This is a genomic window from Robertmurraya mangrovi (genome assembly GCF_034427655.1).
In the GTDB taxonomy this organism is placed as follows: domain Bacteria; phylum Bacillota; class Bacilli; order Bacillales; family Cytobacillaceae; genus Robertmurraya_A; species Robertmurraya_A mangrovi.
In genome coordinates, this window is the sequence record NZ_JAXOFX010000013.1 from 81,249 (window position 1) to 94,230 (window position 12,982).

Below are 12,982 nucleotides of genomic sequence, written 5' to 3' on the forward strand. Positions count from 1 at the left end.
AAGAGCAAGCTCTAAGGCTTGTTCTATTATAGCCAGTTATTAATATCCACACCTATAGGAGGTGAAAAAAGTGCAATAATGGCCAAACAAATAATAAACTGTCAAAACGATCTAGGATTCCACCATGTCCCGGTAAAATACTTCCAGAGTCTTTTACAGAATAGTGACGTTTTAAAGCAGACTCAACTAAATCCCCCACTTGACCAAAAATGGAAAGGAGAATCGTAATAATAATCAGTTCGAAAAGAGTTGCATTAATATCCGTCGTAAATACAAAAATTAAGGCAACAATAACGGCACATATAATTCCGCCTATAAAGCCTTCTACTGTTTTATTAGGGCTAATTTCTGGCCATAACTTGTTTTTCCCAAACTTCCTACCAATAAAGTAGGCACCTGAATCAGTAGCCCAAATGATAAATAAGGAATAGAAAATATATAACAGGCCTGCCTCGCGAGTTTCAATAAAATAAAGGAAGCCCATCCCTATGTATAGGATTGCCATTGTAGAGAATGCAACATCATCAAATGTAAATCGATTTTTTGTACCAACCGTATAGGTTAGAAATAACAATACGGCTAGTAGCGCAAACTCAACTTTTGAATAGTGAAGCACATCTAGAAATTCTTGAAATTGCTCAGGTAATAGAAAAATCCAAAGCACCGCTAAAGAAATTAATCCTGGAATAGACAAGAGCTTAAGATTGCGCATTTTAAGCAATTCATAAAGAGCAACAGAAGCTAGTACATATGCAAGGATGATAAAAGGTACTCCTCCCCAAATAACGATAGGGACGAAGACAGCTGCTGCGATTATTGCTGTAATAATTCTTTGCTTCATTAATTTTTCAACACCTTTATTAAACTCCTCCAAAACGTCGTTGACGATTTTGGAATACTTCTACTGCTTCAACAAAATGCTCCTCTGAGAAATCTGGCCATAATACATCAGTAAACCAAAATTCAGTATAAGCTAGTTGCCAAAGCATAAAGTTACTTAACCTGATTTCACCACTAGTACGTATTAATAAATCTGGATCCCCTAAGCCTTTCGTCATAAGATAATTAGAGAAAACATCTTCATTAAGGTTTTCTTCATTCAGTATACCACTTTTACAGTCATTTAAGACGCCTTTAACAGCCTCTAGTATTTCTGCTCTACTTCCATAGTTAAGGGCAAAGTTTAACACTAGTCCATCATTGTCCTTTGTTTCTTCCATGGCTCTTCCTATTGCACCAAGTGTATGAGGAGGTAAGCTCTCTTTATAACCCATCATTTCCACACGAACATTTTCTTCAACTAACTCAGGCAGAAAAGTACCTAAGAACTCTTCAGGAAGCTTCATTAAGAAATCTACTTCCATCTTCGGTCTCTTCCAGTTTTCTGTTGAAAAAGCATATAAAGTTAATGTTTTAACCCCTAGTTCGTTAGCTAGTTTCGTGATTTTGCGGACAACTTTCATACCCTCATGATGTCCGGCAACACGCGGTAGAGCCCTCTTTTTTGCCCATCTCCCGTTCCCATCCATGATAATCGCTACGTGATTAGGAATGAATTGTTCCTTTAGTCTAGTTTTTCGCTCTTCTAAATTATCATCAGAAGACGTAGGTTTATTCTTCCAAATTTTCATTTTATCTAACATGACTCGGGTCCTCCAAATAGATTAATGTAATCCTCCGATATACGATTAACCTTTTTATATGTGATGAATATGTACGTTTTCTATTAATGATCTTTTCATTAAAATGGAGTTAAACATTTATGAAAAGTCGTTTAAAATGTAACTCATTGTAACTGCACTTCACCTACATATAAACATAATACCAAAAATAAGAAAAGATATCTCTATAAAAGAGTATGTACTGACATAAAAATTAAGAAGAGAAAACAAGTGACTAAACCATAAATAATAAAAATCCATCCAAATACATGAGCTATAAAAAGAGAAAAACCCCCTAATCATAGAGGGTTTTTTATATGACTGGATTAATTGATTAAACTTCCATAATTTCTTTTTCTTTATCTTTTGTTAAAGAATCAACTTTATTAATAAACTCATCCGTTAGCTTTTGAATATCGTCAGAATAACCTCTTTGGTCATCTTCTGTAATCTCACCGTTTTTCTCTAACTTTTTCAAATCATCATTAGAATCACGACGAATATTACGGATAGCAACTTTAGCATCTTCTGATTCTTTCTTAACTAACTTAGCTAAATCTTTACGACGCTCTTCCGTTAGTTGAGGAATCGTTAAACGAATTAAACTACCATCGTTAGAAGGAGTTAAACCAATATCCGATTTTAAAATTGCTTTTTCAATGTCACCAAGAATGGATTTATCGTATGGTTGAATCACAAGTAAACGGGCTTCAGGTACTGAAACACCAGCTACTTGGTTGATTGGAGTAGGTGCTCCGTAGTAATCAACCGTAATTCTGTCTAATAGCGAAGCATTAGCACGACCAGCACGGATACTAGCTAGTTCACGTGTGTAGGCAGCAATAGCTTTATTCATACGATCTTTAGCATTTTCAATTACTTGTTTTGGCATTATTTTTTCCCCCTTACAATTGTTCCGATTGTTTCACCCATTACAGCTCGCTTAATATTTCCTTGCTCCATGATTGAAAATACAATTAAAGGAATATCATTATCCATACATAAAGAGGATGCTGTAGAGTCCATAACTGCTAAGCCTTCTTTTAATACATCTAGATAAGAAAGCTCATCATATTTTTTCGCGTTTTTATCCACTCGTGGATCTGCGGAGTACACACCATCAACATTATTTTTTGCCATTAAGATGACTTCAGCTTCTACTTCAGCAGCACGTAAAGCAGCAGTAGTATCAGTTGAGAAATAAGGATTACCTGTTCCAGCTGCAAAGATCACTACTCGTTTTTTCTCTAGGTGACGAATTGCTCTTCTACGGATATATGGTTCAGCAACTTGACGCATTTCGATAGAAGTTTGTACCCTAGTTTCAACTCCTGATTGCTCAAGACTATCTTGTAAGGCTAGTGAATTCATTACAGTAGCCAGCATACCCATATAATCGGCATTCGCACGGTCCATACCCATTTCTTCACCGATTTTACCACGCCAGATGTTTCCTCCACCAACTACGACAGCCACTTCAACGTTTAGGTCGGCAATTTCCTTTACTTGTTCAGCAACTGAGCGAATAATTTTTGGATCAATTCCAAATCCTTGCTCACCTGCTAATGCTTCTCCACTTAACTTCAAAACAACTCGTTTATATTTAGGACTGCTCATTAGAACCTCCATATATATGTATGTAAAATACTTGACTATTTCTTCTTCAAATGCTGTTTTACTCAATGAATTCTATTCTTGGTAAAAATCCTAAAGCCGATTTTTACCCCTATCGTAGCTTATGAGTGCTACAAATATAAATAGAGAGGCTTTTTTAAAACAAATAACTTTTACTCTAAAATTAATTATAAATAAGATAGGAAATAAGTAATAAAGTTTTAAAAAAGCCTCTTTAAAAAAGGGAACACTTAGTGTTCCCTCTTAATTTTTCATCAAAATTATTTTCTTACTTGGTTCATTACTTCTTCAGCAAAGTTATCTTCGCGTTTTTCGATACCTTCTCCAACTTCGTAACGAATGAACTCACGAATTGTTCCGCCTTTAGATTCAACGAATTGACGAACCTTTTGATCAGGATTTTTCACGAAAGATTGATCGTTAACACAAACATCTTCGAAATACTTGCTTAAACGGCCTTCAACCATTTTTGCTACGATGTTTTCTGGTTTACCTTCGTTAATCGCTTGTTGCGTTAACACTTGACGCTCACGCTCTACTTCATCTTGAGATACTTGGTCGCGAGAAACGTATTTAGGATTTAAAGCTGCAATGTGCATTGAAACATCTTTAGCCGCTGCAGAATCAGTAGTTCCTTCAAGAACTGTTAATACTCCAATACGACCGCCCATGTGTAGGTATTCACCAAAAGCATCATTGTCTGTTTTTGTAACAACTTGGAAACGACGAAGACTTAGCTTTTCACCAATCTTAGCAATTGAAGCATTGATATGAGCTTCAACTGTAGAACCATTTTCCATCGTTTGACCAGCAGCTTCTTCAACAGAAGCTGGTTTATTCTTTAATAAGTGCTCACCTAATTCTCTAACAAGACCTTGGAAAGCTTCGTTTTTAGCAACGAAATCTGTTTCAGAGTTAACTTCTAGAATTACAGCTTCATTACCTTCAACTAATACAGAAGTTAGTCCTTCTGCAGCGATACGGTCGCCTTTTTTAGCAGCACTTGCAATTCCTTTTTCACGTAAGAAGTCAATTGCTTTTTCCATGTCACCATCAGTTTCTTGTAAAGCCTTTTTACAATCTAGCATTCCAGCGCCAGTTTTTTCACGAAGTTCTTTTACCATTTGTGCAGTGATTGCCATAATGAGTAACTCCTCCTTAAATATGTATATGATTATTTTTTGCAAGCTTACATAAAGCTAAACTATTTTTTGTTAGACTCTTTTATAAAATTTATTGCCATTACTTAGGTAAACCACAAGGATTATGTTTAAACAAAGAACAATAATTTATGTAAAAGCAGTCTTACTCACTTTAAAAAAAGGTGATAAAAGGTAAACCCTCTTATCACCTTTATCCAATCATGGTGGTAACGTTGCATTAATATTCTAATAGAAAATTAAGCAGTAGTTACTTCTTCACCTTGTTTTGCTTCTAGAATAGCGTCAGCCATTTTAGCAGTTAATAGTTTAACCGCACGAATAGCATCGTCATTAGCAGGAATTACTACATCGATCTCATCTGGATCACAGTTAGTATCAACGATTCCTACGATAGGAATATTTAATTTGTGTGCTTCAGCAACTGCGATACGCTCTTTACGAGGGTCGATAATGAATAGAGCATCTGGAAGCTGTTTCATATCTTTAATTCCGCCTAAGAATTTTTCTAAGCGTTCTAATTCTTTCTTTAATTGAACTACTTCTTTCTTAGGAAGTACTTCGAAAGTACCGTCTTCTGACATTCTTTCGATATCTTTTAAACGTGCAATACGTTTTTGGATTGTTTCGAAGTTTGTTAAAGTACCACCTAACCAACGTTGGTTAACGAAGTATTGACCAGAACGGATCGCTTCTTCTTTAACTGAATCTTGAGCTTGTTTTTTCGTACCAACGAAAAGAATTGTTCCGCCATTAGCAGCTAATTCTTTAACCCAGTTATAAGCTTCTTCCACTTTTTTAACTGTTTTTTGTAGGTCGATGATGTAGATACCGTTACGCTCAGTGAAGATATATTTCTTCATTTTTGGGTTCCAACGGCGAGTTTGGTGTCCGAAGTGTACACCAGCTTCAAGTAATTGTTTCATTGAAATTACTGACATTTGTATTTCCTCCTAATGGTTTTGATTTCCTCCGCTCATTTCATCTTTAACCAAAAACTGTTTCAACAGCACCATTTGATTAAATCCATCAGCGTGTGTATTAACACCAAGTGTTAATATAGCATAAGTGACATATACAATCAAGCTATTCTTGCATTTTTCGATTAAATTTGAGTAAAAGTTCGATTTCAGTCTTTCCTTTATTCAATTTCTTGGCAATTTCTTCATATGACAAACCTTGTTCACTTAGAAGTATTGCTTGTTCAATTAGTGAATCCGACTGAGATACTTGAGGAATAATTTCCTCATCTCGTTTCTCTTTGTCTATAGGAGGTAGAGCGACTTCATCTTCATCAAAATTAATAGGCTGTGTTCCTGTAATCGGTTGTTTATAAGCTTTTGTCGCTTGGTAGACCGTTGCAGAGGCAAAACGTTTTTGTCCAGCAGAATTCTTTTTTAAAGGAGGAAGTTCAACCGTTTCTTCCAATTGATTATTTTTTACTTCTGCCCCTATTTTAGGACTTCTACGATTTACTTCTATAATTTTATTTATAAACTGTTCATTTTCTTCCTGCATTTGCATGAGGTAGGTTGAAATGGTTTCTTCCATTTCATGTAACATTTTCTCTTGTTTTGTTTCCATATTTGCAAACCGGTTTTGCCTTAAGTACAATATGATAATCGCAAATAACGCAATAATATTTAATATTAAACTAACCAGTAATAAAAAGTTCGTCATAACTTCCCTCTATCCACTAAAATCAACATAGTTACCTTTATATGGATGTCGTTCTTTTTCTTTTATTTGTATTTCTTCCTTCTGCTTTTGCCTTTTCTTTTGCTCAGAATCCTGTTTTTCTTTTTCTTTATGGGATAACTGCACATGGTCTGTTTCTTCTTGTTTAATAACGGAAGTTCTTTTCTTCTCCTCTTCCTTATGAACACTATGAGAAGCCAGATCATTCTGTAGTTGTCCACGTTGTTGTATCTGTTCCTGTAATTTACCTGCATCATGTGTTCTTGGAAGTGCAATTTGCATTTCAATCGCTTTTAAACTCAAGCCACCACTTCCATTTCTTTTTATTAGTCAAAAACATTATCCTAATGGTTCAAATTCAATATCTCCATTTAAATAGTGAAATTTCACATAAGAATGTTTTTGTTGAAGAATTTTTGAATATCTACCGAAGTGTATGGCCGTATTGGGGTAGACTATATCGTAAATAAATAGTCCAGCCTCTAATTGCTCTTTCCTTTCATCCTCTAGTACAGCCATATCATTATTAAGTTTTTCTAGTTGAGTTAATAAATGTTGTTTAGTTGCTCTTTGTTTCATGATCATTTCCTTTTGATCTGGAGTAAAATGACCCTTAAGCCTACCAATCTCTATTAGTTTTGCTTCAAGAACATCTATTTTCTTTAAATTCTCTGATACACTAATAAGTTCATTTTTAAGCTTCTTTTCATTTTCATCAATAGAAGGATCATGTGCCAGATAAATGTCCGTTCTAGTAAAGAGGTGGTTCCCCAACTCTTTAATGTGAACATCTTTACCCGAAATTAAGGAACCACCAATGACATGTCCAGTTTTACATATGATGTTACCTGCTGCATGAACTTTGCTATGTAATACGGATGTATCAATAATAATATCTTGATCAGACTGAACATTTGCCTGATTCAAATAAGCTGCATGAATAATCCCTTTGGCTATCACACTTCCCCGATTACCACCAGTGACCCCACCTGAGATCATAATATTTCCTTCGGCCGCTATCGTTGCACCTTCCACTAGGCCATGAATCTTTATATCTCCTCCAGCTCGTACTTCATATCCAGTGGGCACATTCCCTTTAATGACCACGTTCCCAATAAAATTGATGTTCCCAGTTTTTAAATCCAGATCCCCCTTTACTTCAAAAACAGGGTTAACAGTAATCATTTGATTCGTAATACTAACCTGGCCATCTATCGAAGAGATGAACTGGTTATCTGATAAAATGACATTTTTGCCCGCTTTTATTCTTAACGGTTTCCCACTTTTAGCTAATATAGGCCTACCCGACACATCTGTACCATTTTCCCCTGTGGTAGCGGGTGTGATAGTAGCTATTAATTGTCCGATTTTTACAGAAAGGATGTTCATAACATTTCGGAAGTTAATCTTCCCCTTCTTCACTTCATTTTGTTCCTGAATTTCTGCTACTATGTATGCATCTTCCCCATTTTTAGCAGGAATTCCCTTTGCTACCACTAATGGTTTTTTTAAAATCAGAGGATCTTGAGATATTTGGAGTAACGTATCCTGGTTTAGACCAAATACAATTTGCTCTTTTTTCAACCATTCAACAAGCGCAGTCATCGAAATAGAGAAACTCTCATCAGGTATTTGAGCAAGCTCCATTTGTGCAGTCAAACGGTCCTTGGCTATTATAACTTTAAAAGGCAGTTCCATTGTGTTTCTCCCCTTGTTCAATCTATCTATTTAAACGATCTTCTGTAATGCCTGTCTAAGTTTGAAAATAGCTTTTGAATGAATTTGTGAAATTCTAGAAGTAGATAAATCCATTACCTGGCCTATTTCTGTAAGTGTTAATTCTTCTTGATAAAACAAACTTAACACAAGCTGTTCTTTATCATTTAAGTGGGAAATCATTTCGGCCATTTCTTTAATTAGCTCGTCTTTCACCACTTTATCTTCAGGTATCTCTGCCTTATCATCCTTTAAAACAAAGGTTTGACCTTCTTTATCATCTTGTTCATTTGGTTGTTCATCTATCGAAAGTATGTTAGCAAAAAAGTGTTCATTCATTACTGTACATACTTCATCCTCAGTTAAATCCAATTCTTCAGCAATCTCTTTAGCCGTTACATTCCGCATATATCTTTGTTCAAGCTTTTCAACGGCTGCTTCTATTTTTTTTGCCTTATCTCTCGTACTTCTTGAAAGCCAATCCTCTTTTCTCAATCCATCAATAATCGCTCCACGAACACGGAAGGAAGCATATGTATCAAACTTTAAGTCCCTAGTAGGATCGAATTTTTCAAGAGCATCGTACAAGCCTATCATCCCAAGACTTCTTAAGTCGTCTCTAGAAACATTTCTTGGAAGACCGACTGATATTCTCTGTACATGATAACTTACAAGAGGCATATACTTCTTCACTAAGAGATCTCCTGCCCCTGTATCACGAGTGGAAATCCACTTTTTCCAAATTAATTGTTCCTCTGTCGTAGATCCCTGTACCATGGCTTCCTCCTTACAAACGTACCATTTCTTTCCCTTTTATTATATCAGATATAATAGAGTGATAATAGAAAGGTTGAAGATTTCCTCGAATTATGTCTAATTATTGTCCCCTGAAAATCATCGTTTAGCTAAGTCAATTCAAGATAGTAAAAAAAAAAACAGCCCTCTCTAATAGATGGCTGAATGTTATATATGCAAGTCCTAACACTTTATCCTAAGAAGTGGTTTCTTAGTAAGTTAGAAAAGTGGTTATTAATCATTGATTAAATTTTTAATGTATTCCGATGCAAGTGCTATTTGTCCATCCTCTAAGTTTATCTCAGTGTCTTTAGGGAGTGGAACAGGATCTTGTATTTCGTTATTAATTGAAACATCATTTGTTTCAATCATATCCTTTGTGGAATGCTCTTGCATTATGTAATGAATAGCCCATCTAAACAGATAACTAATTAAAAATATCATAATGCCTGCTAGTAAAGCCTCAATGATAGCTCTTTGTAAAGTTTGATAAAAAAACGCAATGGTAAAATAAACAGTAAGGCCTATAAACGAGAAGATTAGATTAAACATCCAAGTACTATACATTATAATTCTCGAACACCTTTATTTACTGTACGTATATTTAGAATACCAGTCTTTGGGTCAAATTCTATTGTTCGACCACTATTCCCACCGACATCTTCTGCAACTAGAGAGATATTAAGTGCTGATAATTCTTTTTTTACTGCCTCTACATTCCTAGGCCCAATTCGCATCATATCATTTGAATTAGCAAACTGAAACATCTGTGCGCCTCCTGCAATTTTCGCTTTAAGCGCCATTTGCTTTGCTCCAACTTTAATTAGTCTGTTAACTAATTCCTTTACTGCTGTATCAGCATATTTCGCAATATTCATCGAGCCAGCCTTTGCTAGTGATGAGTCTGGAAGCATCACATGTGCCAAACCTGCAATTTCCCTAGATTGATCGTACACAACCACACCCACACACGAGCCTAAACCGGAAGTACGGATATGGTCCGACCCCTTAACAATATTCATGTCAGCAATACCTACTTTTACGACTTGAACACAATCATTCATTTTGCGCAACTCCTAATGATTTGAAAATGATATCAAAAGAAGTAGGATCTGGTAGTAAAAAGAAGTGTCCGTTCACACTTTCGGATTGTATGATCTCATCTTCATTGATAGCCGTATCAATGACAATCGCATAATCACTTACTTGGGATAATTCAATTAAACCAAAGCTAATGATGGCTCCAACCATATCAATACTTAATGCAGGTACAGATGGGTATAAGGATAATTGGGTAAAATCAGATAAAGAAGATAAGTATGACCCCGATAAAATATTGCCAAGTTCCTGTAAAGCGGATAAAGCCAATTCACTATACGGAGGCTCGCCAAATGAAAAACTGTCGTCCCCAATCATTTGTTGAATGAACGTATTCGCTTGTTGTAAGGATAATACGAAGAACATACTCCCAGGTGCATCTCCTTCAATCCTTAAGAAAACGCTAGCTACAATATTATCTGGTCCTCCAGCCATGTCCATCATTTCGTCAAAAGACACAACTTTAACATTAGGAACATTCATATCAATCTTTTTATTTAGTAGCTTAGATAGGGCAGTTGCAGCATGCCCTGCCCCAATATTTCCTATTTCTTTTAGAATGTCTAGGTGCATGGTTGAGTATTTATCTAAAAAAGTCATAGTATTATCCTACAAATTCATTTAGAGTTTTTACTTCTTCTGGATTCAATACTTTTGATAAATCTAGAAGTATTAATAATCTTTTATCTATTTTTACTACACCATTTATGTAGTCTGCTTCTTTCATCCCTACAATCTCAGGTGGTGGCTCAATTGAATTGGTTGCTACATCAATAACATCATTTGCTGCATCAACAATCAATCCAACCTCCATGTCCTCTAGTGCAACGATAATAACTCGAGTACTGTCTGAATAATTCACTTCGTCAATATCAAAACGACTGCGCAAATCGATAATAGGTGTAACTACTCCTCTTAGGTTAATAACCCCTTTGACGAACGGAGCAATACCTGGTACTCGTGTAATATGTTGTACTTTTTCGATGGAACGAACTTGACTCACTGGAATAGCATATTCTTTCCCTTTTAACTGAAATATAATTAATTTTAAATCTGCTGCTAGTGTCTCAGTCATGTTGGGCCCACTCCTCTACCAATCTATTTTTCTTTAGGCTTGGATCAATACTAAATCCAAGCCTTTAACATTTATTATTTAATTAAAGCATTACAATCAACTATTAAAGCAACTTGACCATCACCAAGTATCGTAGCACCTGAAATGGCAAACACACTTGTTAAATAGTTACCTAATGATTTTAATACAACTTCTTGTTGACCAATAAACGAGTCTACCACTAGTCCTGCCATTTTATCGCCTTTTCTAACGATTACAACAGAATAAAATTCGTCTCCTTCTTCATAAACAGGAACATTAAAGATGTCCTTTAAGAATAATAGAGGGACTACTTTTCCTCTAAAATCAATTACTTGTTGATTATGTGCATTCATAATATCTTCTTTTTTAACAATCGCAGTTTCAATGATAGAAGACAACGGAATCGCATATTTCTCTTGTTGGCTTTCAACAAGCATAACTGAAATGATCGATAGTGTTAGTGGCAACTGAATAGAGAATGTAGAGCCTACCCCTTCTTTTGAGTCAATCGATACGCTTCCACCAAGAGATTCAATCGTATTTTTTACTACATCTAAGCCTACACCACGGCCCGAAACATCAGAAATTTTTTCTGCTGTTGAGAAACCTGAAGCAAAAATGAGTTCATAAACTTGCTTGTCTGTTAAAGTAGCAGCCGTTTGCTCATTAACAATGCCATTTTTCAATGCTTTTTTAAGAACTTTATCTCTACTAATTCCTGCACCATCATCATCAATTTCGATAAATACGTGGTTTCCACTATGGAAAGCTTTTAATATTACCGTACCTTCTTCCGCTTTTCCTTTTGCTTTTCTGATATCCGGTGTTTCTACTCCATGGTCTAGAGCATTACGGATAAGGTGGACAAGCGGATCACCGATTTCATCAATTACAGTACGGTCAAGTTCCGTCTCAGCACCAATGATTTCAAGGTTAATTTTCTTGCCCAGATCTCTTGCAAGTTGTCTAACCATTCTAGGAAATCTATTAAAGACAGTTTCGACTGGAACCATTCGCATATTTAAAATAATATTTTGTAAATCTCCTGAAATACGTGACATTCTCTCAACTGTTTCATGAAGTTCTTGATTGTTAAGATCCCTAGAGATTTGTTCTAGTCTACCTCTATCGATAACTAACTCCTCAAACAAATTCATTAGAATGTCTAATCTCTCAATATTAACACGAATAGTTTTGTTATTAGCTTGCTTAGCTCCCGTTTGCTTTTTCTTTTCTTCCGGTTGATTTGGAGCCTCCGCCAATGTGTTAACCGTTTCTTCAACTACTTGTAACTGCGATACTATTTCTTCCTCTAACAGTTCTTGTTTTTGACGAACATTGCTTAGTGTAATGACCTGTACATCTACTTTATTAACCTCAGAAACTTTCAATACTTTTTTATGAATATCTTCTTTTGGTTCTTTAGAAACTAGTGTTACGGTAAATTCTTGGTCAAATTGTTCTTCTTCCAATTGATCGACAGAAGGAGAAGATTTAATAACTTCACCGATTTTTTCTAAAACCTCAAAGACCATAAAAACTCTTGCTGCTTTCAATAAACAATCTTCTCGTAAAGAAACTGTAATTTCAAAAGCCTCAAAACCTTGTTCCTTTGACTGTTGAATAACCGTATATTCAAACTCATCGTAATCACTTTTTGCTGTACTTGTTTCTTCTGCAACCGCAACTGCTACCTCTGCTTTTGATTGTGCTTGAACAGGACTTTCACCTTTTTCAATTAGCTTTAACTTGTCTACCGTCACCTTAACGTCTCTTTTCCCGTCTCCACCTTCGGAAATGGAAAGAACCATTTCCTCCAAATGATCAACTGATTCAAAGACAACATCTAAAATTTCTGCATTTACAGAAATTTTCTGGTTACGAATGGCATCTAATACATTCTCCATTTGGTGAGTTAGACTGGCTAAATCCTCATAACCCATAGTTGCTGACATACCCTTTAATGTATGAGCAGATCGGAAAATTTCATTTACAATCGTAAGATCACTTGGGTTTTTCTCTAATTCTAGTAAACGCTCGTTACAAGATTGTAAATGTTCTTTACTTTCTTCAATAAATACTTCTAAATATTGATTCATCTCCATCGCCTTCACACCCCTCGG

At 35.5% G+C, this 12,982-nt stretch carries 15 protein-coding genes; all 15 read right to left on the minus strand.

Annotated elements, in window-relative coordinates; genetic code table 11:
- Positions 1–52: 52 nt before the first annotated feature.
- The 15 genes from SM124_RS17135 to SM124_RS17205 all read right to left on the minus strand — a co-directional run bounded on the left by SM124_RS17135 (position 53) and on the right by SM124_RS17205 (position 12,964).
- Positions 53–841 carry a phosphatidate cytidylyltransferase gene (locus SM124_RS17135; protein ID WP_322447740.1) on the minus strand — a complete coding sequence of 263 codons (789 nt, stop codon included), beginning with the start codon at positions 839–841 and terminating at the stop codon, positions 53–55.
- A gap of 19 nt (positions 842–860) precedes the next feature.
- Positions 861–1,643 carry an undecaprenyl pyrophosphate synthase gene (gene uppS, locus SM124_RS17140; protein WP_322447741.1) on the minus strand — a complete coding sequence of 261 codons (783 nt, stop codon included), beginning with the start codon at positions 1,641–1,643 and terminating at the stop codon, positions 861–863.
- A 352-nt stretch (positions 1,644–1,995) separates the two neighbouring features.
- A complete protein-coding gene (gene frr / locus SM124_RS17145; protein WP_322447742.1) occupies positions 1,996–2,553 on the minus strand; it encodes a ribosome recycling factor in 558 nt (185 codons plus the stop codon).
- The gene (pyrH, locus tag SM124_RS17150; RefSeq protein WP_322447743.1) at positions 2,553–3,278 is read right to left on the minus strand and encodes a UMP kinase; all 726 of its coding nucleotides are present in this window, start codon (positions 3,276–3,278) and stop codon (positions 2,553–2,555) included. Before pyrH ends, frr begins: the two co-directional genes overlap by 1 nt.
- A 278-nt stretch (positions 3,279–3,556) precedes the next feature.
- Entirely contained in the window at positions 3,557–4,438 is an 882-nt protein-coding gene (gene tsf / locus SM124_RS17155) for a translation elongation factor Ts (protein ID WP_322447744.1), read from the minus strand.
- Positions 4,439–4,695: 257 nt separating this feature from the next.
- Positions 4,696–5,397, minus strand: coding sequence for a 30S ribosomal protein S2 (rpsB, locus tag SM124_RS17160; RefSeq protein WP_322447745.1), 702 nt, complete (start codon positions 5,395–5,397; stop codon positions 4,696–4,698).
- Positions 5,398–5,542: 145 nt separating this feature from the next.
- On the minus strand, positions 5,543–6,136 hold the full coding sequence (locus tag SM124_RS17165; protein ID WP_322447746.1) for a hypothetical protein: 594 nt from the start codon (positions 6,134–6,136) through the stop codon (positions 5,543–5,545).
- A gap of 9 nt (positions 6,137–6,145) precedes the next feature.
- Complete coding sequence (locus SM124_RS17170) at positions 6,146–6,457, minus strand: hypothetical protein (RefSeq protein WP_322447747.1); 312 nt, start codon at positions 6,455–6,457, stop codon at positions 6,146–6,148.
- 36 nt (positions 6,458–6,493) lie between these two features.
- Positions 6,494–7,852 (minus strand): flagellar assembly protein A, encoded by a 1,359-nt coding sequence (locus tag SM124_RS17175; protein ID WP_322447748.1) that lies wholly within the window; start codon positions 7,850–7,852, stop codon positions 6,494–6,496.
- Positions 7,853–7,882: 30 nt separating this feature from the next.
- Entirely contained in the window at positions 7,883–8,647 is a 765-nt protein-coding gene (locus SM124_RS17180) for a FliA/WhiG family RNA polymerase sigma factor (protein WP_322447749.1), read from the minus strand.
- A gap of 252 nt (positions 8,648–8,899) precedes the next feature.
- Positions 8,900–9,232, minus strand: a complete 333-nt coding sequence (locus tag SM124_RS17185) for a hypothetical protein (RefSeq protein ID WP_322447750.1) — start codon at positions 9,230–9,232, stop codon at positions 8,900–8,902.
- Positions 9,232–9,729 (minus strand): chemotaxis protein CheD, encoded by a 498-nt coding sequence (locus SM124_RS17190; RefSeq protein ID WP_322447751.1) that lies wholly within the window; start codon positions 9,727–9,729, stop codon positions 9,232–9,234. The genes SM124_RS17185 and SM124_RS17190 overlap by 1 nt, the downstream gene beginning before the upstream one ends.
- Positions 9,722–10,363: a chemotaxis protein CheC gene (locus SM124_RS17195; protein ID WP_322447752.1), complete on the minus strand. Its 642-nt coding sequence runs from the start codon at positions 10,361–10,363 to the stop codon at positions 9,722–9,724. Before SM124_RS17195 ends, SM124_RS17190 begins: the two co-directional genes overlap by 8 nt.
- A 4-nt stretch (positions 10,364–10,367) precedes the next feature.
- Complete coding sequence (locus SM124_RS17200; RefSeq protein ID WP_322447753.1) at positions 10,368–10,838, minus strand: chemotaxis protein CheW; 471 nt, start codon at positions 10,836–10,838, stop codon at positions 10,368–10,370.
- 74 nt (positions 10,839–10,912) lie between these two features.
- Positions 10,913–12,964 (minus strand): chemotaxis protein CheW, encoded by a 2,052-nt coding sequence (locus tag SM124_RS17205; protein ID WP_322447754.1) that lies wholly within the window; start codon positions 12,962–12,964, stop codon positions 10,913–10,915.
- Positions 12,965–12,982: the final 18 nt, after the last annotated feature.